This is a genomic window from Zobellia sp. OII3, from assembly GCF_002211465.1.
GTDB lineage: Bacteria > Bacteroidota > Bacteroidia > Flavobacteriales > Flavobacteriaceae > Zobellia > Zobellia galactanivorans.
The window spans coordinates 143,151-164,346 of record NZ_MWRZ01000007.1; the positions used below are offsets into that span (position 1 = coordinate 143,151).

Annotated in this window: 19 protein-coding genes; 3 read left to right on the plus strand and 16 right to left on the minus strand. The window is 44.6% G+C overall.

Going from position 1 to position 21,196, the window contains the following annotated elements:
* Positions 1-24: 24 nt before the first annotated feature.
* The 7 genes from lepB to udk form a co-directional block, all read right to left on the minus strand.
* Complete coding sequence (lepB, locus tag B4Q04_RS17000; RefSeq protein ID WP_088697527.1) at positions 25-1,725, minus strand: signal peptidase I; 1,701 nt, start codon at positions 1,723-1,725, stop codon at positions 25-27.
* Between the two features lie 105 nt (positions 1,726-1,830).
* The gene (gene dapB, locus B4Q04_RS17005; RefSeq protein ID WP_088697528.1) at positions 1,831-2,532 is read right to left on the minus strand and encodes a 4-hydroxy-tetrahydrodipicolinate reductase; all 702 of its coding nucleotides are present in this window, start codon (positions 2,530-2,532) and stop codon (positions 1,831-1,833) included.
* A 50-nt stretch (positions 2,533-2,582) separates the two neighbouring features.
* Positions 2,583-3,224: a DUF5683 domain-containing protein gene (locus tag B4Q04_RS17010; protein WP_013995038.1), complete on the minus strand. Its 642-nt coding sequence runs from the start codon at positions 3,222-3,224 to the stop codon at positions 2,583-2,585.
* On the minus strand, positions 3,217-4,119 hold the full coding sequence (locus tag B4Q04_RS17015; protein ID WP_088697529.1) for a ParB/RepB/Spo0J family partition protein: 903 nt from the start codon (positions 4,117-4,119) through the stop codon (positions 3,217-3,219). Before B4Q04_RS17015 ends, B4Q04_RS17010 begins: the two co-directional genes overlap by 8 nt.
* Positions 4,119-4,892 carry a ParA family protein gene (locus B4Q04_RS17020; protein ID WP_013995040.1) on the minus strand — a complete coding sequence of 258 codons (774 nt, stop codon included), beginning with the start codon at positions 4,890-4,892 and terminating at the stop codon, positions 4,119-4,121. The genes B4Q04_RS17015 and B4Q04_RS17020 overlap by 1 nt, the downstream gene beginning before the upstream one ends.
* Positions 4,893-5,305: 413 nt before the next feature.
* The gene (locus tag B4Q04_RS17025; RefSeq protein WP_013995041.1) at positions 5,306-5,638 is read right to left on the minus strand and encodes an FtsB family cell division protein; all 333 of its coding nucleotides are present in this window, start codon (positions 5,636-5,638) and stop codon (positions 5,306-5,308) included.
* A 2-nt stretch (positions 5,639-5,640) separates the two neighbouring features.
* Positions 5,641-6,249 (minus strand): uridine kinase, encoded by a 609-nt coding sequence (udk, locus tag B4Q04_RS17030; protein WP_013995042.1) that lies wholly within the window; start codon positions 6,247-6,249, stop codon positions 5,641-5,643.
* A 109-nt stretch (positions 6,250-6,358) separates the two neighbouring features.
* Here udk and B4Q04_RS17035 point away from each other — a divergent pair, with 109 nt between their 5' ends.
* Positions 6,359-7,567: a multidrug effflux MFS transporter gene (locus B4Q04_RS17035; RefSeq protein WP_013995043.1), complete on the plus strand. Its 1,209-nt coding sequence runs from the start codon at positions 6,359-6,361 to the stop codon at positions 7,565-7,567.
* A gap of 89 nt (positions 7,568-7,656) precedes the next feature.
* On the opposite strand, the gene acs is transcribed toward B4Q04_RS17035, so the two are convergent.
* From acs to nagB, 7 genes are all read right to left on the minus strand, one after another.
* Complete coding sequence (acs, locus tag B4Q04_RS17040; RefSeq protein ID WP_088697530.1) at positions 7,657-9,564, minus strand: acetate--CoA ligase; 1,908 nt, start codon at positions 9,562-9,564, stop codon at positions 7,657-7,659.
* Positions 9,565-9,660: 96 nt separating this feature from the next.
* Positions 9,661-11,373, minus strand: coding sequence for a sodium:solute symporter family protein (locus B4Q04_RS17045; protein WP_013995045.1), 1,713 nt, complete (start codon positions 11,371-11,373; stop codon positions 9,661-9,663).
* A gap of 21 nt (positions 11,374-11,394) precedes the next feature.
* Positions 11,395-11,655, minus strand: a complete 261-nt coding sequence (locus B4Q04_RS17050) for a DUF4212 domain-containing protein (RefSeq protein WP_013995046.1) — start codon at positions 11,653-11,655, stop codon at positions 11,395-11,397.
* A gap of 57 nt (positions 11,656-11,712) precedes the next feature.
* The gene (locus B4Q04_RS17055; RefSeq protein ID WP_317042125.1) at positions 11,713-12,792 is read right to left on the minus strand and encodes an anhydro-N-acetylmuramic acid kinase; all 1,080 of its coding nucleotides are present in this window, start codon (positions 12,790-12,792) and stop codon (positions 11,713-11,715) included.
* Positions 12,789-14,369, minus strand: coding sequence for a glycoside hydrolase family 3 protein (locus tag B4Q04_RS17060; RefSeq protein ID WP_088697531.1), 1,581 nt, complete (start codon positions 14,367-14,369; stop codon positions 12,789-12,791). Before B4Q04_RS17060 ends, B4Q04_RS17055 begins: the two co-directional genes overlap by 4 nt.
* A complete protein-coding gene (locus B4Q04_RS17065; protein WP_013995049.1) occupies positions 14,362-15,636 on the minus strand; it encodes an MFS transporter in 1,275 nt (424 codons plus the stop codon). The genes B4Q04_RS17060 and B4Q04_RS17065 overlap by 8 nt, the downstream gene beginning before the upstream one ends.
* A gap of 272 nt (positions 15,637-15,908) precedes the next feature.
* The gene (nagB, locus tag B4Q04_RS17070; RefSeq protein WP_088697532.1) at positions 15,909-17,840 is read right to left on the minus strand and encodes a glucosamine-6-phosphate deaminase; all 1,932 of its coding nucleotides are present in this window, start codon (positions 17,838-17,840) and stop codon (positions 15,909-15,911) included.
* 191 nt (positions 17,841-18,031) lie between these two features.
* Between nagB and B4Q04_RS17075 the strand changes: the two genes are divergently transcribed.
* Both B4Q04_RS17075 and murQ read left to right on the plus strand, forming a co-directional pair.
* Positions 18,032-18,781 (plus strand): DeoR/GlpR family DNA-binding transcription regulator, encoded by a 750-nt coding sequence (locus B4Q04_RS17075; protein ID WP_013995051.1) that lies wholly within the window; start codon positions 18,032-18,034, stop codon positions 18,779-18,781.
* 5 nt (positions 18,782-18,786) lie between these two features.
* Entirely contained in the window at positions 18,787-19,596 is an 810-nt protein-coding gene (murQ, locus tag B4Q04_RS17080; protein ID WP_013995052.1) for an N-acetylmuramic acid 6-phosphate etherase, read from the plus strand.
* 1 nt (position 19,597) lies between these two features.
* On the opposite strand, the gene B4Q04_RS17085 is transcribed toward murQ, so the two are convergent.
* Positions 19,598-20,011 (minus strand): c-type cytochrome, encoded by a 414-nt coding sequence (locus B4Q04_RS17085; protein ID WP_088697533.1) that lies wholly within the window; start codon positions 20,009-20,011, stop codon positions 19,598-19,600.
* A gap of 23 nt (positions 20,012-20,034) precedes the next feature.
* Positions 20,035-21,156 (minus strand): PQQ-dependent sugar dehydrogenase, encoded by a 1,122-nt coding sequence (locus B4Q04_RS17090; RefSeq protein ID WP_088697534.1) that lies wholly within the window; start codon positions 21,154-21,156, stop codon positions 20,035-20,037.
* Between the last annotated feature and the right edge of the window lie 40 nt (positions 21,157-21,196).

Genomic DNA, 21,196 nt, shown 5'->3' on the forward strand with positions numbered 1-21,196 from the left:
ATTTTTTTGAAAAGGTGTTAAAAATCAAGCTTTGGCCTTCTTTTTATTCCATAACCAACTTCCTACAAAATAAGCGACCAATGCTATTAGGAAATATTTGAAATAAGAAACGGGTTCGCCTTCACCGTTTACCGTTGTAAAAATACGGTCCCATCTAGGTTTCCAGTTAAGAATGCCATCGTTAAAGTTGTCAACGCTCAGCCATATAAATATAGGAGTACCCACAATGTGGTTTTCAGGCACATAGCCCCAGGCCCTACTGTCTTCCGAGTGATCGCGGTTATCACCCATCATCCAATAGTAATCTTGTTTAAAGGTGTACTTGTCGGTTGCCTGTCCGTTTATAATGATTTGGTTTCCTGAAACGCTAAGGCTGTTGCCTTCATAGTCCCTTATAATTTTTTTATAAAGAGGTAAGGTTTTGAGGTTCAAGGACACCGTTGCTCCTTTTTCGGGAATGTAAATCGGGCCCATTTGATCGTAGTTCCAAGGATAGTCGGGACTCTGTGGGAAAATGTTCCCTCCGGCAACCCCTTTCGCTTCAACGATTCTTACGATGGAATCAAGGCTAGGTTCTTTTTTCAAAACTTCGACCATTTCATCGGTCAGGGGAACGATACGTTTCAGGGCGGTTTCCTCCACCATTGAAATGGCGTTTTTACGTGCCACCGACTGGGGGATACCGGTATATTTGGTGTAGACTTCTAGTTTACCGTCATTTCTTTGTCTGTAGCCTCTAACATATTTTTGAATGGCATTCAGTTGTTGTTGGTTCAGTGAGTTGATGATATACTTTCGGTCGTAACCGGTAGCATCTACTTTTTCCAGAAGCTTAGAGGAAACCCCTTTGCTAGAGTAGAGGGCATAGTCATATTGAGGTTTGGCCCTATCGGAAAGCTGCAGTTGCTTACCGTTGATGTAGACGTATCCGTCTATAACGGCGAGTGAATCGCCAGGGATGCCCACACAGCGTTTGACGTAATTCGACTTTTTATCGATAGGCTTTCTGACCCCTTTTTCCTTTTTGAAAAATTGGCGTACCGTATCCGCAGGCCAGCTGAAGACAACAATATCGTTTCGGTCGACCTTGGTAAAACCCGGAATCCTAAAATAGGGAAGCTGGGGTTTGTCGAGGTATGATTTTACATGGAGTAGGGGCAGTGTATCGTGTACCATGGGCGCTGCTACGGTGGTCATTGGGGTTCGGGCCCCATAATGGAACTTGCTGACGAACAAAAGGTCTCCTACCCGCAAAGTACGTTCCAATGAAGGTGTCGGGATCACGTAGGGCTGAATGAAATAGGTATGGACCAAGGTAGCCGCAATTATGGCGAAGGCAATGGAACTTACCCATTCGCCGGTAGCGGTCTGGGGGTGAAGGTTACGGTTTTCGATGTATTTTACATCTAGGGCGTAGTTGACGTAATAGATATAAAACCCAAGAGTTAGAATCACCAACCAAGTATCGGCCGTGCTATTGCGACCGAAACTTCGGATCGTTTCGATCCAAACTATTGGAAACATCAATAGGTTGATAATGGGGATGAACAAAAGTACGGTCCACCACTTCGGACGATTGATAATTTGCATTAGAACAATGGCATTGTAGACCGGTATTGCCGCCTCCCATGCCTTTCTACCTGCTTTTACATATAGTTTCCAAGTTCCTGCAAAATGGATGATCTGAACGATCAGAATAAAAAGTAACCATTGTATTGCGTCCATTTGTTTGTTTTATTAGTTCTATACTCGATCAAAATCGATGTAAAGTAATGAACAGTAAGTTTTTTTAAGCTAAATAAGCGTAATTAATTTTTGGTCCCCCTGTTGTTAACCAAGGTTGAGCACGTCTTTCATGGTAAAAATACCGGTTTTTCCAACAATCCATTCCGCAGCGGTTACCGCACCAAGGGCAAAGCCTTCGCGATTGTGGGCGGTATGTTTGATTTCGATGGAATCGACCGTACTGCTGTAATCAATGCTATGGGTGCCGGGTGTGGCGCCCACTCTTTTGGAAGTGATCGGAATTTCCATATCGCCGGCTCCCTCCAATTTCCAGCCCTTGTATTCGGTATTGTCTATTATGCCTTCTGCCAAGGTAATTGCCGTACCACTGGGTTCGTCAAGTTTTTGGGTATGATGGATTTCTTCCATCGACACTTTGTATTGGTCTAGGTTTTTCATCATGGTGGCCAAGTAACGGTTGAGTTCAAAGAAGACGTTTACGCCTAAGCTGAAGTTCGAAGCGTAGATAAAAGCCCCGTTTTTAGCTTTGCATAAAGCCACGGCCTCATCGTATTTGTCTAGCCAACCTGTGGTTCCACAGATAACGGGTACGCCGTGTTCAAAACATTTGGTGATGTTGCCATAAGCGGCCGAGGGCATACTGAAATCAATGGCCACATCCATTTCCGAAAAATCGATATCTACGGTGTCGACATCAACTTTGGCAACGATGGTATGATTTCTGTTAAGGGCGATCTGTTCGATCATTTTTCCCATTTTTCCGTATCCGAATAGTGCTATTTTCACTTTGTGTTCTTGTTAGGTTAATAAGATGTAACTGGTTTAAATTTAGAATTTTAAAATTTAATAATAAGTGCCATACCGTAATTGGGATTATTGGTTACGGGATCTAAATCTAAAAAGGGTTGCATATCGAAACTTAAGTCGTCATCGATATTAAATTGTTTTAGGTGCGCGTCTACATTGGCATCTACAATATTTAAGGCATATAGGGCAATGGATACGAGCAATAATAAATCACGATCTCTCTGGTATCTTTCCTGTTCGTTCTGCAGGTCGTCCAGACCAAAGGCGGGGGTAGTGCTCCCTGTGTTTTGAGGGTCGAAGAGTTCGTCGTCGGTAAAGCCGGCTTGCCGTCTTTTAAAAGCGGTCCGTACGCGTTGGTATTGATTGTTGTTCCAAGTGTAGCCGTATACAGCTGCCCCAATGGCACCGTAAACGATGGGGACTTTCCAATAACGTTTGTTGTAAACTTGTCCTAAGCCCGGAATAACGGCGGAATAGAAAGCCGCCTTGCTCGGGGCGAGCGGATTGATTTTTACTCTTTTCTTTTTCAGGGTGTCGACCACGACGATGCCTTGTTCTTTTAAGTCCGATTGAAGGGAGTCTACCTCTGTATTGGCGGGCGTTTCTTCTTGGGCACTGACGGCAAAGGACAAAAAAGCAATAAAAACAAGTGTTAAAAGGGATTTACTCACCTAAGATCAATTTTTTGATTCGTTGAAACTCTTCCTTTGAATGGAATGGAATGGTTATTTTTCCGTTGCCTTTCTCCGATGCGGAAATAGCGACTTTAACGGAAAGGTGGTCAGTAAATTTTTTGATATTGCCTTCGGCAAATTCAGGTATTTTAGTACTCTTTGGTTTTGGTTTTTCAGATGTTCCGCCTTCATGGTAGGCCTTTACGGCGCGTTCGGTCTCACGGACCGATAGGTTTTGGCCTATGATTTTTTCGTAAAGCGCTATTTGATCCGCCTTCTTTTCAATGTTTACCAAGGCGCGTCCGTGGCCCATACTTAAGAAACCGTCTCGCATTCCGGTTTGAATAATAGGGTCAAGGCGTAAAAGCCGCATGTAATTGGTAATGGTCGAGCGTTTTTTGCCCACCCTGTCGCTCAATTGCTCTTGGGTGAGTTGAATTTCGTCGATCAGGCGTTGGTATGAAAGCGCAATTTCAATCGGGTCAAGGTCTTGGCGTTGAATATTCTCGACCAGTGCCATTTCAAGGGATTCTTGGTCGTTGGCAATACGTATGTAGGCCGGTATTGTGGTAAGGCCGACCAAGCGTGATGCCCGGTACCTTCGTTCACCCGAAACAAGCTGGTACTTGTTGAACTCTAACTTTCTAACGGTAATGGGTTGTATCACCCCAAGTTGCCGTATAGACGATGCCAATTCCTTAAGGGCTTCGTCATTGAAATTTGAACGCGGCTGAAAAGGGTTCATTTCAATGGCCTCGACATCGAGCTCAACAATGTTGCCGACTACCTTGTCCGCATTCTTGTCAGTTGCCGATTGAATATCATTTTCTGGATCTTTTAGAAGTGCGGACAGACCGCGACCCAGTGCTTGTTTTTTGGTTGCTTTCGCCATTAAGCTATTTCTTTGTTTTTCTTGACGATTTCATGGGCCAGGTTCAAATAATTGGTCGCCCCCTTGCTACTCGCGTCGTATTTTATAATGCTTTCCCCATAACTAGGTGCCTCGCTCAGGCGTACATTACGCTGTATGATGGTATCGAAAACCATATCGGCAAAATGTTTACGGACTTCCTCTACCACTTGGTTAGAGAGTCTCAGCCTTGAATCGAACATGGTCAATAACATACCTTCGATGTCGAGGTTGGGGTTATGGATCTTTTGTACACTTTTTATGGTGTTCAAGAGTTTTCCAAGTCCTTCCAAGGCAAAATATTCGCATTGAATAGGAATGATGACCGCATCTGCCGCAGTCAATGCATTTAGGGTAAGTAAACCTAGGGAAGGGGCACAATCGATCAATACATAATCGTAGCTGTCCCTTAAGTGGGATATGGCCTTCTTCATCATATACTCCCGTTCATCCTTGTCTACCAATTCGATTTCAATGGCCACCAAGTCAATGTGTGCGGGAATAAGGTCTAGATTAGGGGAGTCGGTTTTAATAATGGCTTCTTGGGCGCTCATAGTGTGCTCGAGAAGTTGGTATGTGCCAAACTCTACACTTTCAACATCTATACCCAAACCCGATGTGGCATTCGCCTGTGGGTCGGCATCTATTAGCAACACTTTTTTTTCCAAAACACCTAAGGAAGCCGCCAAATTAACTGTTGTAGTGGTTTTACCCACTCCTCCCTTTTGATTCGCAATAGCAATAATCTTGCCCATTTTCAGTCTAAGTTAGGGAGTAAAAATACGATTATTTACAATGCTATTGAAACCATTTTGTTAACAGCGCGTGAATAATTGCCCCGTTTTTCGTTAAAGTTCGTTAATGCATCGGCCTATTTTTCGCCTCGTAGAAACGAAATGAAGCGAATATTTTTTACGATCGTATCAAGTGATATGGTAAAGCGGCGACGGAAAAAAATGGCCGAACCAAGAAGTTTTACAATTATGTATATGTATTTAACTTATTGATAATTAAGTGGTAATGTTTGTTGAGGTTCTTCCTTTGTCGAATGTCTATATTTGATGTTTTGTTAACCTTGGCTCTTCTTTTTCGTCCGAAATTCACTACCAGAACATACAGGAAATAGTTATCAACATTTCGACTGATCACACAAGTCTGGGATTGGTATTTACTCCTTTTTCTTCAGGTCGAGGCTGTCTTCGTATTCTATCAAATAGATTTCTTCATTCTTTTTTTTGAGGAAATATTGCTCTCGGGCAAACTTTTCAAGCTCATCTGGATCGGATAGCCTTTCAAGTATCCTTTTGTCATTGGCGATTTCCTGCCTTAGGAATTCTTGTTGCTTTTCAAGTTTCTTGATTTCCTTTTTCAATTCCAGATGGATAAGTAGGGAGTTCGTATCGAAAAAGACCATCCATATTACAAAAACGGTAAGTACCAATACGTACATATTGGTCAATAGGCCGAACCATTTTTTTTGTCTCAAATCTTTTAATCCCATTTTTAGGCCAGTTTTTCGTTGATGATGGTCCGTACAATATCGACGGCGACCGTGTTGTACTTATTGTTGGGAATGATGATATCGGCGTATTCTTTGCTCGGTTCTATAAATTGCAGGTGCATGGGCTTGATGTTCGATTGGTATTTTTCAAGGGTTTCGTCCAAGTTCCATCCGCGTTCGTTTACATCCCTCTTCAATCGGCGTATCAGTCGTTCATCGGAATCCGCATGTACGAAGATCTTAATGTCCATCATTTTTCTGAGTAGGGAATTGGTCAAGATAAGAATCCCCTCAACGATCAACACCTTGGTCGGGTGCACCAATACCGTTTTTTCCGTACGGTTACACTCCAAAAACGAATATACCGGTTGATGGATGGAATGCCCCGATTTTAATAGTTTTAAATGTTCTTCAAGTAAGGTAAAGTCAATAGACTGCGGGTGATCGAAATTGGTCTTTCTCCGTTCTTCCAATGATAGGTCCGATAGGTCGTTATAGTAGGAGTCTTGCGATATTACGCCTACTTCTCCATCCGGCAGTTCGTCAATGATCTGATTTACTACCGTGGTTTTTCCACAACCAGTGCCTCCGGCTATTCCTATTATCAACATGCTCTTCAATTTTTTGTCAAAAATACATATTTGTAACTCAAATTAAGGTTTATATCTAAAATGAACTTTTCGACCTCGGCTTTCATGGGGATATACCTATTTTTGTACCATGCAAAAAGAGAATGTAAGACCCAATTTCGAGTTCATCGCTTTGATGGCCTCATTGATGTCTATTGTGGCCTTGGCAATCGATGCTTTATTGCCCGCCTTATCACATATTGGTATAACCATAAACAGTTTGGATCCCCTTAAGAACCAGCTCCTTATCACCATGATCTTTTTGGGTTTGGGGGTAGGACAGTTGTTTTTCGGGCCCTTGTCCGATAGTTATGGCAGAAAGCCAGTGGTCTACGTTGGTTTTGGACTGTTCGCTATAGCTAGCGTAATCTGTGTGTTGGCCCCGTCCCTTGAAATTATGATCATTGGTCGGGTTTTACAGGGAATTGGCCTTTCGGCTCCCAGAACCATTGCTATATCCATTATCAGGGATACCTATAAAGGGGACTATATGGCGAAAATCATGTCGTTTGTCACCGCATTTTTTATCCTTGTTCCAGTGGTGGCGCCGGCTATAGGTAAATGGATTATGGACGCCTTTGGGTGGCAGTCTATATTTTATGTGCAATTATTTTTTGGCTTATTGGTCTGTATCTGGTTTTGGAAGCGCCAACCTGAAACCCTGAAACCACAGTTTAAGGTTCCTTTTTCCATGGGAGTGTTTGCCAGCGGATTGAAAGAGTTTCTTAAATACAGGGAAACCATAGCCTTTACTTTTGCTTCCGGTTTTGTAACGGGCGCCTTTTTGGTGTATTTGAGTTCTTCACAGCACGTCTTTGAGGATCAATACGGGCTAGTGGAAAATTTCCCATATATATTTGCCGGACTGGCGGGTTCCGTTGGTCTTTCCACGTTTTTGAACGGAACCTTGGTGCTTCGTTTTGGTATGCGAAAACTGGCCTTTATGGCCATGACGGCATTTTGTATAATAGCCTTGACCTATGTGGTTTTGTTTTGGGGAAGACCGAACCCCAGCGTACCGATTTTAGTGGCATTTCTGTTCGTACAGTTTTTATGTCTGGGCTTTCTATGGGGTAATTTCCGTTCCATTGCCATGGAACCTATCGGTCATATTGCCGGTATTGGAGCTGCGATCAACGGGTTTGTATCGACTATACTGAGCGTGCCTATCGCCAATTTTATCGGTGGGTTTGTGCAGGATACGGTTTGGCCTATGTTCGTAGGTCTTGCCATATGCGGACTCCTTTCCTTGGGTACCATGCTATTGGTGCGAAGGCCAAAGGTGGTGGTTACCGCTTGAGATAACGTACTTATTGATTTTTGAAAAATATAGTACAGGGGAGATAAAAACGGACTGAACCGTATATATTTCCCCTGTACTTTTTTTGTTTATAGGGAGTTCTCTATAATTTCTTCAACGACTTCGGGATTCAGGAGTGTGCTGGTGTCCCCAAGGTTGGAGATGTCTTTTGAAGCGATCTTACGCAAAATTCGGCGCATAATTTTTCCGCTTCGGGTTTTTGGCAGTCCTGTAACGAACTGGATCTTGTCTAATTTGGCGATAGGCCCGATGTGTTCGGTAATCTGTTGATTAATTTCCTTTCGTAGGTTTTCGCGGTCTCGGGTTTCCCCAAATTCTTTGAGAATTACATAGCCGTACAAGGCATTGCCCTTTATGTCGTGAGGGAAACCTACAATGGCACTTTCTGCCACGGCAGGGTGTTCGTTGATGGAATCCTCTATAGGGGCCGTACCCAGGTTATGGCCGGAAACAATGATAACATCGTCGACACGCCCGGTAATTCGGTAGTAACCTACGGCGTCGCGCAATGCACCGTCGCCTGTAAAATACATATTCTTGTAGGCTGAAAAATACGTGTCCCTGTACCGGTCGTGATCTCCCCAAATGGTTCGGGCGATAGAAGGCCATGGAAATTTAATGCATAACCTTCCCGATACCTGGTTTCCTTTGATCTCTTTTCCTTCTTCGTCCATCAAGGCCGGTTGTATGCCTATAAAAGGCAGGGTGGCGTATGTTGGGGTAGTAGGGGTGACGTAGGGTATGGGGGTGATCATGATACCTCCCGTTTCGGTCTGCCACCAAGTATCTACTATCGGGCTCATTTTTTTACCTACATTATTGTTGTACCAGTGCCATGCTTCTTCGTTAATAGGTTCTCCTACCGAACCTAGTACTTTTAAGGAAGAGAGGTCGTACTTGTCTATAAATTCGAGATTTTCCTTCGCTAGGGCCCGTATGGCCGTAGGTGCCGTATAAAATTGATTGACGTTGTGTTTTTGGACCACTTGCCAAAAGCGCCCAAAATCGGGATATGAGGGCACGCCCTCGAACATAACGGTCGTGGCCCCGTTGGCCAAGGGGCCGTAAACGATATACGAGTGTCCTGTAATCCATCCGATATCGGCGGTACACCAGTATACGTCCTCTTCCCTATATTGAAATGTGTTTTTAAATGTATATGCAGTGTATACCATGTAACCTGCGGTGGTGTGCACCATACCTTTTGGGCGACCGGTTGAACCTGAGGTGTATAAAATGAAAAGTGGGTCTTCGGCATTCATTATTTCGGCCACGCAATCGGCGTATGCCTCATCAAGTAAGGGTTGTAACCATTTGTCACGGCCTTCCTTCATTTCTACTTTACCGTTGATACGATTGGTGACAAGTACGGTATGTACGCCGGGACATTCTTCTAGGGCTTTGTCGACAAGGCCTTTCAGGTCTATGGTTTTTGAACCGCGGTAGGAACCGTCGGAAGTCAAAACTACCTTACAATCGGAATCATTGATGCGGGTGGCCAATGCGTTGGATGAAAAACCGGCAAAGACTACGGAATGTATCGCTCCGATTCGGGCACAGGCCAAAAGGGAAATGGCCAGCTCGGGAATCATGGGGAGGTAGATACAGACCCTATCGCCTTTTTTGACACCGTGGTCTTTCAGTACGTTTGCCATACGGCAGACCCTTTCGTGAAGTTGTCTATATGTAATATGCTGGGCTTCTTCATTAGGGTCGTTCGGTTCAAATAGAATGGCCGTCTTTTCGCCCCGCGTAGGGAGGTGCCGGTCTATGCAGTTCTCGGTGATGTTGAGTTTTGCGCCTTCAAACCATTTTATTTCGGGTTTGCTAAAGTCCCAGCTTAGAACGTTGTCCCACTTTTTTCGCCATACAAAGTGCTCTTCGGCGATTTCTTCCCAAAAGGCTTCGGGGTTTCTTACTGATTTTCTGTATACTTGATAATATTCCTCTAAGTGTTTAATGTGATAATTACTCATTATGCCTAACCTATTTTTATTTGAACGAATCTATATTAATGGCATCATCAGGACCGAGAATAAAATGGGGACGATGTTTGCCTAAAATTACAAAATTTAGTGGTTTATGGCTGTACCTGCCCCACTGGGAATTCGAATATCTTCAACAATTTCCTGAACATTTATGGGAGGTTCGGGTGTGAACTTCATAATTGCGATCGAAACGATAAAGTTGACCAACATGGCCACACTGCCGAAACCTTCCGGGGATATGCCGAACCACCAGTCTTTTTCAAGACTTGCTACGGCTTCTTTTCCTCCGTCGAATATGCCGAACTTGAACTTTAGCATATAGAACAACATCAAAGATATCCCCACGATCATTCCCGCGATTGCGCCTTCCTTGTTCATTTTTTTATAGAAAATACCGAGTATGATGGCCGGAAAGAACGAGGCCGCTGCCAGACCGAAGGCCAAGGCGACTACGGCGGCCACAAATCCGGGCGGGTTGATGCCGAAGTAACCGGCAATGACAACGGCTACGGTGGCGGCACCTCTAGCGGTCCAAAGTTCCCCTTTTTCGGAAATGTTCGGAACGAATATTTTTTTGATCAAATCATGCGATACCGAGGCGGAAATAACCAAAAGTAGCCCTGCAGCGGTAGAAAGTGCGGCGGCCAGACCGCCAGCAGCTACAAGTGCGATGACCCAAGCAGGAAGATTGGCGATTTCCGGATTGGCCAAAACCATGATATCGGGGTCGACGATTAATTCGTTTTTTGACCGGTCGGCAACATATTGAATTTTTCCGTCCCCGTTTTTGTCCTCAAAGTTCAACAGGCCCGTGGTTTCCCAGTTTTTGAACCACTCGGGCATTTTTGCATATTCTTGATTGCTGACGGTGTGGATCATATTGGTACGGGCAAATACGGCTACGGCCGGTGCCGCGGTATAAAGAATGGCAATAAGCAAAAGGGCGAACCCAGCTGATTTTCGGGCGTCTTTAACCCGTTTTACGGTAAAGAAGCGAACGATTACGTGAGGTAGGCCGGCGGTACCTACCATAAGGGCCAAGGTAATCATGAATATGTCGATGGTCGACTTTTTCCCTTCGGTGTATTCGGCGAAACCAAGCTCGGTTGACAGTCCGTTCAGCTTGTCCAAGAGAAACATGCCCGACCCATCGTTGAGTTTAGAGCCCATTCCTAATTGTGGAATAGGGTTTCCGGTCATTTGTATGGAGATAAAAATTGCGGGCACCATAAAGGCGAATATCAATACACAGAATTGGGCCACTTGTGTATAGGTGATGCCTTTCATTCCTCCTAAAACGGCATAAAAAAGCACAATGACCATACCGATGATTACCCCGGTATTGATATCGACTTCAAGAAATCGGGAAAATACCACGCCTACACCTCGCATTTGCCCCGCAACATAAGTGAAGGAAACGATCAAGGCGCAAATTACGGCAACGATTCTGGCGGTTTTCGAATAATAGCGATCCCCTATAAAATCAGGTACGGTGAATTTTCCGAATTTACGGAGGTAGGGGGCCAGAAGCAGGGCCAAGAGCACATAGCCGCCCGTCCACCCCATGAGGTATACCGAACCGTCATAGCCTGCAAAGGAAATAATGCCCGCCATTGAAATAAAAGATGCGGCCGACATCCAGTCCGCTGCGGTGGCCATACCATTGGCCAAAGGCGAAACACCTCCACCGGCTACATAAAAATCTTTGGTAGAACCCGCCCGCGACCAGATCGCGATACCAATGTAAAGGGCAAAAGTAATGCCGACTAATAGATAGGTCCATGTTTGAACGCTCATAGGGCTTGTTTTTTGGTTGGTTTATTCGTTGAAGCCGTATTTTTTATCCAGTTTGTTCATAAGGCGGACATATACGAATATGAGAATGACAAACACATAGATCGAACCTTGCTGCGCAAACCAAAAGCCGAGTTTGAATCCGCCTACTTTTATTTCGTTCAACTCATCTTTAAGCAAGATGCCCGCACCATATGATACACCGAACCATATCGACAAAAGAATGGCGAGGTATTTTATATTCTCTTTCCAGTATGCGGTGGCGTGTTTTTGCTTTTTTGACATGTTTGGTGGTTTATCGGTGTTGAAAATAGCGATTTTTAGGGGAATTTTTAAAGATTTTTAACTCGGTAGAAAAATTACTCCGCTAGAAGAGTCCGTTTTCGCCCCGGTAACCGAGCTAAGGACATTTATTTTTTGTTCGGCCCGTAGTGCCCCCATAAGGGCGAATACCAAGGCTTCCTTGAATTCAATGAGTTGTTTTGAGGGAACGACCAGTTCTGCCGTATTTCCAAGTTTTTCCCTTAAGGTTTCTATCAAGTAGTCGTTTAGGGCCCCGCCTCCGGTTATAAAGAGGGTGCTGCCTTCCTTTTTACTATTTTGCTTTACCTGCATGGCTACTTGGTCGCAAATATGGTGGACGCTTGTGCACAAAAGGTCTTCCATGCGATGGGGAAAGGTCTCTACTATAGGTACAACTTCTTTTATAAACCATTCATAGCCGATGGATTTCGGGAAGGGAAGTCGGTAGAATTCAAGGGCGTTTAACCTTGAAAGCATTTCAGGGATAATCTTGCCGCTTTTTGCCAGTTTTCCGCCTTTGTCGTATTCAAGGCCGTTTTTTCGGGTAATGTGGTTCAATATCATGTTCGCCAAGCCAATATCGTAGGCTATTCGCTGACCTCGGTGTTCGAACGAGACATTGCTGATGCCCCCTAGGTTGAGGCAAAAATCGTAGGTCCTGAAGAAAAGACGGTCGCCGATAGGTACGAGAGGAGCACCTTGTCCGCCGAGGGCCACATCGTTGGTTCGGAAATCACAGATGACCTTTTGTCCGCTGGCGTTGGCCAAATGCTGACCGCTGCCAATTTGAAAGGTGAGTCCGTTTTCAGGCTGATGATGGGTGGTATGGCCGTGACTGGCAATATAGTCGACTTCTAGGACGTTGGCCTCAATAAATTTTTTGGCCTGTTCGCCGAGCCAAGTGCCATATGAATTGTGGAACTTGAGTAGGGCGTCACTGGGGAGTAGGATCGCATCCTTAAGTCTTAACTGCATTTCATTGGTGTACGATATGCTATCAACGGCCTTTATTTCAAAAGTGTAGCGATTGTCTTTTTCTTGGATTAGGCAATAGGCCAAATCAAGCCCATCTAGTGATGTGCCCGACATGAGTCCAAGTATTTTATGTGTTTTTATCATGACGATATGCTTACGGGCAAGGAGCCTTGGGCGTCTAATTGGTTTAAAAAATGCCGGGCCGCCGTGGTCTGGAAAACTTCAAAATTTTGATATGCGAGAACAAGGGCCTTTGTCTTTTTATAATTGATAAGATTGAGTACATACGGATTTCCGAAGAGATAGAGCACTACCTTTTGAGTAGCGATAAGATGGTTTATATAGCTGATTTCCTCTTCGGTGAAACCAAAACCATGGGTCGGTTTAACCTGAGGGGGAAAGAGGACCAATAGAACATTGTTTTCGTTTCTAGGGGGTGTTTCCTTCCACCTGATGATACTTGGCTTTTTTTCTGAACGGAGGTGCTCTAAAAAATGATCTTGAGTATCCTTTATATTACAGATATAAGTAAAATTGGTTTTTGAAAATTCAGTTATGGTTTGGGGGCTACCTTGCAATAAGGTAAGGCTTTTTTCGGCTATTTTTAGGTTTAGGCTATCGGGTGGTGTTAGGTTCTTCGGTGCGGATGGCAAATGAAAGTCAATTCTTTCCTTTAGCTTCCAAAGGCGTTGAAAACTTGCTTCAATCTGTTCTTTGTCGGCATTTTTTAAAATGTATTCTATGCCTTCTTGAATATGTTCCGCAAAGCAGAGTACATCGTTTCCGGCATCGAAAGCCAGCCATTCGAGCTCCCCTTTTACAGGGTAGTTCTTTGAAACCGCATGCATGTTCAGGGCATCGGAAATAACAAGGCCATCGTATTTCATTTCTCTGCGAAGAACTCCCTTGATCATGTCTTTGGAAAGGCTGGAAGGGGTGTTCGAACCATTGGCAAGCGCAGGAACGGAAAGGTGGCCCGCCATAACGGAATCGATCTCTTGTCCGATCAATTTTTGAAAGGGGTACAATTCGTTGGCGAATAGGGTTTCTTTTGTTTTTTCTATAACCGGTAGCCCCAGATGCGAATCGGTAGCGGTATCGCCATGGCCGGGAAAGTGTTTGATGCTGCTTAGTACGCCTTCGCTTTGGGTACCCTTGATAAAGGCCAGGGCCTTTTTGGTAACCTTGTCTCGGTCTTGACCAAAGGAGCGGTAGCCAATGACGGGGTTGTTGGGGTTGTTGTTGATATCAATGCAAGGCGCTAGGTTCCAGTGTATTCCCGCGGTTTTGCAATCTTGGGCAATATGCTTTCCTACTTCATATATCAAAACCTCCGAGTCATCGGGAATGGCTCCCAAGGTAATCGCGTAGGGGTACTGTGGTGTATTTTCTATACGCATGGCCAATCCCCATTCGGCATCTATGGCGATCAATAAGGGGTGTTTTGCGGCCTTTTGGTAGCGGCGTATCAATTCTTGTAGGGTCTCGAAGCTTTTTTCGTTGGCTATTATTTTTTTCTTCCCTTCGAAGTTGGTAGCCGCACTGGCCCTACTATGAAAAAAACAGATGGAACCGATACAGTGTTCCTTGATCAGTGTTTCAAGCCGTTGTATTTCGATCTCGCTATCGTTTATAAAGGCGGCGGGCATGAACAATTGTCCTATTTTTTCTCTTAGGGCAAGGGTCTGCTTTGCTTCGATATAGGGTAGGGTACTACTCATTTTCAGTACTGCTTTTCTTTCCGAAATCTGCGGGGTATTTAATAAAGTTTAAAAGGAAGAGCGCCGGTAGCGCGGCAATGACCACCCATACAAAAAAACCGCCATAGCCTAACCATTGCTGCATAAATCCGCTTATCATTCCCGGAAGCATCATGCCCAAGGCCATAAAACCTGTTGCAATGGCATAATGGGATGTTTTTGACTTGCCCTCGGCGATGTAAATAAGGTACATGAGAAATGCGGCAAAACCGAATCCGTACCCGAATTTCTCGAGAATTACCGTACCGGTCACGGCGTAGATATTCGTGGTCTTGCTCATGGCCAATATGGCATAGAGCAGGTTCGGAAGGTTTAAAGAAAGTACCATGGGCAGCATCCATTTTTTGAGTCCGTCCCGAGAAATCAAGATACCTCCTAAAATACCACCAATGGAAAGGAAGATAACTCCAGCCGTGCCAAAAATCGTTCCCAATTGTTCGGTGGAGTAGCCTAATCCGCCCTTGTCGGGGGCGTCTAGCAGAAAGGGGGCGGCCATTTTTACCAATTGCGATTCGCCCAGCCGGTAGGTCAAGATAAAGGCCAGGGCCATGCCGATACCCGGTTTTTTAAAAAAGGAGGCGAACACTTCAAAAAAGCCTTTTGGACTCTCGGTGTCATCGTTCTGTTCCGCTTCGTACTTTGGGGCGGCAAAAAAGTTGGAGACCGTTAAGGCCAGCATCAAAAAGGCTGCAGCGGTCATCGTAAGGCTCCATGCTTTGGAGTTGTCGCCATATTTGTTTTCCAAAAATCCGGCCATGACCACGATAAGGCCTTCCCCGGTCACCATGGCCAAACGGTAGAACGTACTCCGCATCCCTACAAAAAAGGATTGTTTCTTTTCCGTCAATCCTAGCATATAGTATCCGTCCGAAGCAATATCGTTGGTAGCCGAGGCAAAAGCCGCCATCCAGAAGCAGGCTAGGGTAGCGGTAAGAAACATATTGCTGGGTATGGTAAGGGCGACCCCAAAAAGGGCCAAGGCAATTAAAAACTGCATGGCCAAGAACCATTTGCGCTTGGTGCTTTTAAGGTCGACAAAAGGACTCCATAGGGGCTTTAAGACCCATGGAAGGTATAATAGACTGGTGTAAAGACCGATGTCTTCATTGCTTACGCCAAGTTGTTTGTACATTATGACCGAGACGCTTACGACCAGTACATACGGTAATCCTTGGGTAAAATATAGAATGGGAACCCATATCCACGCCCCTTTATCTTTTTCTATCATGTAGCGAAATATCTTGCTTGAGGTTTAATTGTGCTTTAAAGCTACCATTTTTTTTGGATGATATTTTAGGAAGGATAAATACGGATAGGCGATATCCTTTTTGGTAATGTTTCTTTGTTTTTTGTGATTTTGCCCTTCTTTTCCATTAGGAAGTATTTGGTTTTCAGGTCAAAAACCTTCGTTTTCAATGGGATAAGGAAAGGGGCAATGAGGGTAAAAGTTAAAAAAGAGGCCCGTTCCAGTGAAGGAACCGACCTCTTTTTTATTGTAAACTATTCGAATTTGTGTCGTACAAAAGCTTCCATAGCGGCATAGTGCGAAAGACCTAGGGCCCGATAGCGCTCGGCCGTGTCTTTGTTGCGCTCTTCTGCACGCATCCAGAATTCACGGGAATCGTCTCCCTGAAACATCACCCCATCTTTTTGTGATTGGTGGCAGAATATGGCATAGCGTTTTTTAAGGACCTGATCCGGACTCATAGGTACGGCCATTTCTATTTCGTTGACATCCCATTCATGCCAAGCACCTCGGTAAAGCCATAACCAGCAATCTTTCATAAAAGGTTCTGATTGCAAGCGTTTCATGGCTTCAAAAACAGCGTCTAAACATACTTTGTGCGTTCCGTGCGGGTCGGCCAAATCACCTGCGGCAAAAATCTGGTGCGGTTTGATCTGGGCAATGATATCGATCATAATTTCAATATCGGCTTCGGAAAGATTGTTTTTCTTTATGGTGCCCGTTTCGTAAAAGGGGAGGTCTAAAAAGTGAACGTTCGAATCGTCAAGTCCTAAGTACCGTACTGCGGCATAAGATTCCCCTCGGCGAATATTTCCCTTGAGCTTTCTTACTTCCAGTGAATCGAAACTGCTGTCGTTTTTGTTTTTTATGCTATCGATGATCTTTTGCGCTTCTTCAGAAGGTGAAATCCGTTTTGAGATTTCCGCGTAGCGAAGGGCGTCGGTATCCGATACCGCAATGTTTCCTGAGGTTTGGTATACGACATGTACATCGTGGCCCTGTTCTACTAGGCGGTCGAAGGTACCTCCCATGGAAATGACATCGTCATCAGGGTGGGGACTAAAAATGATGACCCTTTTTTTGATCGGTTCCGCACGTTCGGGCCGGCTTGAATCGTCGGCATTCGGTTTTCCACCGGGCCACCCCGTAATGGTGTGTTGCAACCTGTTGAACATTTTGATGTTAAGGTCGTACGAATCTTCAAGGGCCAATAGTCCCGACATACCGTTATCGTTATAATCCTTGTCGGTCAGGCTTAAAATCGATTTGCCGGTTTCGTTACAAAGCCAAACAATGGCTTTTGCCGTGAGTTCTTCCGTCCATTCCAGCGATTCGTCAACCAACCATGGCGTCTTGTTTCGGGTCAATTCGCTTCCCGCTCCGGTGTCTAATACAAAGGTGCAGTTTTTGTGGTTTTGTAGGTAGGTGGCGGGTACTTGGGCCGAAATGGGGCCTTCTACCGTCTTTTTGATAATATCGGCCTTGTTTTGTCCCCATCCTAAAAGAACGATACGTTTGGCGCCCATTACGGTTGAGATACCCATGGTTATGGCCTTTCTGGGCACGTGGTCGATTCCTAAAAAGGCAGGGGCGGCATCAACACGGGTAATGTGGTCGAGCGTTATCACACGCGTGCCTGAATTGTAGTGTGATCCAGGTTCGTTAAAACCGATATGTCCGGTTCGGCCTATCCCTAAAAGTTGAAAATCGAGTCCCCCGTTCTTTTTGATTTCATTGTCATAGGCAATACAGTATTCAATTACCTTTTCACCGGCAATAGTACCGTCGGGAATATGTATGTTGTCTGTAGGAATGTCTACATGGTTGAAAAGATGTTCGTGCATAAAGTACCAATAGCTCTGCCGATTGTCTTTTTCCATGGGCAGGTATTCGTCAAGGTTGAAGGTGATTACGTTTTTAAAGCTGAGCCCTTCTTCTTTGTGCATACGGACGAGCTCTTCGTAGACCCGAATCGGCGATGAACCCGTAGCCAATCCCAAGACGCATTTTTTTCCGGCTTCCTGTTTTTTTTGTATCAAGTCGGCAATTTCTTCGGCCACCTTTATCGAGGCCTCGTTGGAATCGGAAAATATGACATTGTGTATCTTTTCGAATCGGGTTTCTTCAAATTGGCCCACCGGTCTATACTTGATGTCGGTTCCGTTTTTTTCTAGAATTGTTTTCATGCAGTTCGTTTTTTCTGTGTTCTTTGTGTTGAATCATGCAAATATAGGCAACAGGATGATATTTTGCTGTTTGTTGCTGTATTTTTTGCTGCTTTTTGCAACTTTTAATGATTATTTAACTTTAAGGTAGTATAAAACTGCATAATTCGTAAATTGCTATCTTTGTATTAAGAATATAATATATAGTTCTCATGTTAAAAGAAGAACGGCAGCAGACCATATTGAACGAAGTGGAGCTGCACAACCGGATTTTACTGACCGATATTGCCGAAACCTTGGACGTGTCTATCGATACGGTCCGAAGGGATGTAAAAGAGCTTGATGCCGAGAATAAATTGCGACGGGTCCATGGCGGGGCCATTTCTTTGGGCTTTACTACCAATAGTACCCGAAATAGCAATATCTACAAGCAAAAGGAAAAGATAAAAATAGCCGAAAAAGCCCTGAAACTGTTGAAAGACGGTGGGGTCGTTTTTATAGATGGGGGTACCACCTGTTTGGAACTGGCACATCTGGTTCCTTCAAATATTAGGCTCACCTGTTTTACCCATAGTTTGCCGGTGGCCATGGAGCTGCTTACAAAGCCGAATGTTACGGTTATAACCGTCGGTGGCCAGCTTTCAAGGGAATCGCAAACGGCTATAGGGGCCAATGCCATACACAACTTGGCCGAAATAAAAGTGGATTTTAGCTTTATCGGTACAGGCTATGTAGATTCCCATTACGGATTGACCGAATTCGATTGGGATATTGTACAAGTGAAAAAAGCGGTAATAAAATGCTCGAAAAAAACGGTACTTTTGTCCATCTCGGAAAAACTGAACTCGCAGCATCGTTATAAAACCTGTGATATTAATGCCATTAATACGATAATAACGGAGCTGGATCCCGAGAACGACTTGTTAAGCTCATTTAGAAACCACGATATTAGAATTCTCTAAGTACTATGGAGTATACCAAAATAACCGAAACCCCTTCAAACCATAATGATTTGGAGAAGATGGACAGTTTGTCCCTTTTACGAAAGATAAATGAGGAAGATCAAAAAGTGGCCGATGCGGTGGCCGAGGTCATTCCACAAATATCAAAACTTGTAGATGGACTCGCCGAACGTTTTGAAAAGGGCGGGCGCTTGTTTTATATCGGTGCCGGAACCAGTGGTAGGCTGGGTATTCTTGACGCATCTGAAATCCCCCCTACCTTTGGAATGCCCCATTCCCGGGTTATTGGACTTATAGCCGGAGGAGATACCGCAATAAGAAAGTCGGTAGAAAATGCGGAAGACGATATGGTACAGGCGTGGAAAGATATGATGGAACACCATATTACCGATAATGATGTTGTTGTGGGAATAGCTGCTTCGGGTACTACACCTTATGTGTTGGGAGGTATAGCAGATGCCAAGAAACACGGGGTGTTGACTGCAGGTATAACCAATAATCCCGGTTCTCCCTTAGCTTTGGCGGTAGATATCCCTATAGAAATTAACGTAGGACCCGAATTTCTAACCGGAAGCACCCGTATGAAAAGCGGTACCTCACAAAAATTGGCCCTCAATATGATTTCTACGGCCCTGATGATACGGATCGGACGGGTAAAGGGAAATAAAATGGTCAATATGCAACTGAGCAATAGCAAGTTGGTGGACAGGGGAACCAGGTACGTTTCGGAAGGATTGGGCATTGATTATGCCGAGGCCGAGAAATTATTGAAAAAACACGGTTCGGTAAAAGCGGCAATAGATGCCGGGAGCTAGCTTATTTTTCTATAGCGGCTACTTCGTCGACAGTTACCATTTTCTTTGAAGTGTTGCCCCAAGAATTCATTATATAATTCATGACATCGGCAATTTCTTCATCTTCTAGTCCCATGGAGGGCATGATATTGTTATAGGATATTCCGTTTACGGTCATTTTACCTTGTTGGCCATATTTTACCCCGCGAATACTGGCTTCTCGGTTTTGGACAAGATAATCGGAATTGGCCAAGGGGGGAAAGGTACTTTGGATGCCTTCTCCGTTTTCTAGATGGCAGCTAACACAAAAGTCGGCATAGATTTCACTACCCCGCATCATACTTTCCGCTAATACGGATTCCTGTGCATGGACGACCGATCCGAAAAGGAAAAGTGCAAGGGGCGTTATAAATGATTTTATACCAAAGGTTTTCATAGGGATGGATATAGGGTAGGAGGTTATGGGCTTGACACTAATTTATAGATGCCCTTTCCCTCTACGGCCACGTAAATCAGTCCGTCCGGACCTTCTTTAATGTCGCGGACGCGGCCTAGATCGGACAATAGTTTTTCGCGTTTGACCACTTTGTCGCCTTCCATCTGAAGCCGTTCCATATACTGAAATTTCAAAGAACCGATGAGAATACTTCCTTTCCAGCCTTTATAAGTGTCCGTGGTTACAAATGCCATTCCGCTAGGGGCTATACTTGGTACCCAATAGTGAATGGGTTGGGTCATTCCTTCCATTTCGGTTTTGTCGGTAATGGAGGTGCCACTGTAGTTTATGCCATAGGTGACCAAAGGCCAACCGTAGTTGGCACCGGCCTTTATGATATTGATTTCATCCCCGCCCCTCGGACCGTGCTCGTTTTCCCAAATCTCCCCAGTTTCGGGGTGTATGGCCAAGCCTTGCGGGTTTCTGTGCCCATAACTGTAAATGGCGGTTTTGGCATTTTTCTTTCCTGTAAACGGATTGTCTTCAGGAATTCTTCCATCATCGTAAAAGCGATAAATTTTTCCGCCATCACGGGTAATATCTTGAGGGTTTTCATCACGGGCCCCGCGCTCGCCAATTGACAAATAAAGGTAACCATCGTTATCAAATTCAATACGTGAACCAAAATGTTGGCCTTTGGTAGTGTTGGGAGATGCTTTATATAACAACTCCTTATGGCTTAGTGAGTTGTCTTTTAGTTTGCAGCGCATCAATGCCGTGTGTCCCCCCTTGCCTTCCCCTTCCTGAGAGGCGTATGAAATATAGATCCAACCATTGTTTTTGAAATCGGGATGTAGCTCAATATCCAATAGACCGCCTTGGCCACGAGCATAGACTTCGGGTACATTCTTAACTTTTGTTTTGTTTCCATCTTTGTAATGGATCAGTTCCCCTGATTTTTCCGTAATCAACAGTTCGTTTTTCCCTAGAAAAACAAATCCCCACGGAGTCTGCAGTTCATCGATCATAAGCTCGGCCGAGTAGGGGGTGTTTACGGGTGTATCTACCTTGTTTTCAGTGCTTTGCGCGCATGAGTAACTAAGTGTTATGGCAGCTAGGGTAATCGATAGTACACTATTTCGCATAATTTGACGTTAAATGATAATAATTTAAGGTACCTCGTTG

What these genes read in the sequence shown, in the direction of transcription:
- lepB (WP_088697527.1), bottom strand. Translation starts at nt 1,725, where the DNA reads ATGGACGCAATACAATGGTTACTTTTTATTCTGATCGTTCAGATCATC.
- B4Q04_RS17015 (WP_088697529.1), bottom strand. Translation starts at nt 4,119, where the DNA reads ATGGCGAAAGCAACCAAAAAACAAGCACTGGGTCGCGGTCTGTCCGCA.
- B4Q04_RS17020 (WP_013995040.1), bottom strand. Translation starts at nt 4,892, where the DNA reads ATGGGCAAGATTATTGCTATTGCGAATCAAAAGGGAGGAGTGGGTAAA.
- B4Q04_RS17025 (WP_013995041.1), bottom strand. Translation starts at nt 5,638, where the DNA reads ATGGGATTAAAAGATTTGAGACAAAAAAAATGGTTCGGCCTATTGACC.
- udk (WP_013995042.1), bottom strand. Translation starts at nt 6,249, where the DNA reads ATGTTGATAATAGGAATAGCCGGAGGCACTGGTTGTGGAAAAACCACG.
- B4Q04_RS17035 (WP_013995043.1), top strand. Translation starts at nt 6,359, where the DNA reads ATGCAAAAAGAGAATGTAAGACCCAATTTCGAGTTCATCGCTTTGATG.
- acs (WP_088697530.1), bottom strand. Translation starts at nt 9,564, where the DNA reads ATGAGTAATTATCACATTAAACACTTAGAGGAATATTATCAAGTATAC.
- B4Q04_RS17045 (WP_013995045.1), bottom strand. Translation starts at nt 11,373, where the DNA reads ATGAGCGTTCAAACATGGACCTATCTATTAGTCGGCATTACTTTTGCC.
- B4Q04_RS17050 (WP_013995046.1), bottom strand. Translation starts at nt 11,655, where the DNA reads ATGTCAAAAAAGCAAAAACACGCCACCGCATACTGGAAAGAGAATATA.
- B4Q04_RS17055 (WP_317042125.1), bottom strand. Translation starts at nt 12,792, where the DNA reads ATGATAAAAACACATAAAATACTTGGACTCATGTCGGGCACATCACTA.
- B4Q04_RS17060 (WP_088697531.1), bottom strand. Translation starts at nt 14,369, where the DNA reads ATGAGTAGTACCCTACCCTATATCGAAGCAAAGCAGACCCTTGCCCTA.
- B4Q04_RS17065 (WP_013995049.1), bottom strand. Translation starts at nt 15,636, where the DNA reads ATGATAGAAAAAGATAAAGGGGCGTGGATATGGGTTCCCATTCTATAT.
- nagB (WP_088697532.1), bottom strand. Translation starts at nt 17,840, where the DNA reads ATGAAAACAATTCTAGAAAAAAACGGAACCGACATCAAGTATAGACCG.
- B4Q04_RS17075 (WP_013995051.1), top strand. Translation starts at nt 18,032, where the DNA reads ATGTTAAAAGAAGAACGGCAGCAGACCATATTGAACGAAGTGGAGCTG.
- murQ (WP_013995052.1), top strand. Translation starts at nt 18,787, where the DNA reads ATGGAGTATACCAAAATAACCGAAACCCCTTCAAACCATAATGATTTG.
- B4Q04_RS17085 (WP_088697533.1), bottom strand. Translation starts at nt 20,011, where the DNA reads ATGAAAACCTTTGGTATAAAATCATTTATAACGCCCCTTGCACTTTTC.
- B4Q04_RS17090 (WP_088697534.1), bottom strand. Translation starts at nt 21,156, where the DNA reads ATGCGAAATAGTGTACTATCGATTACCCTAGCTGCCATAACACTTAGT.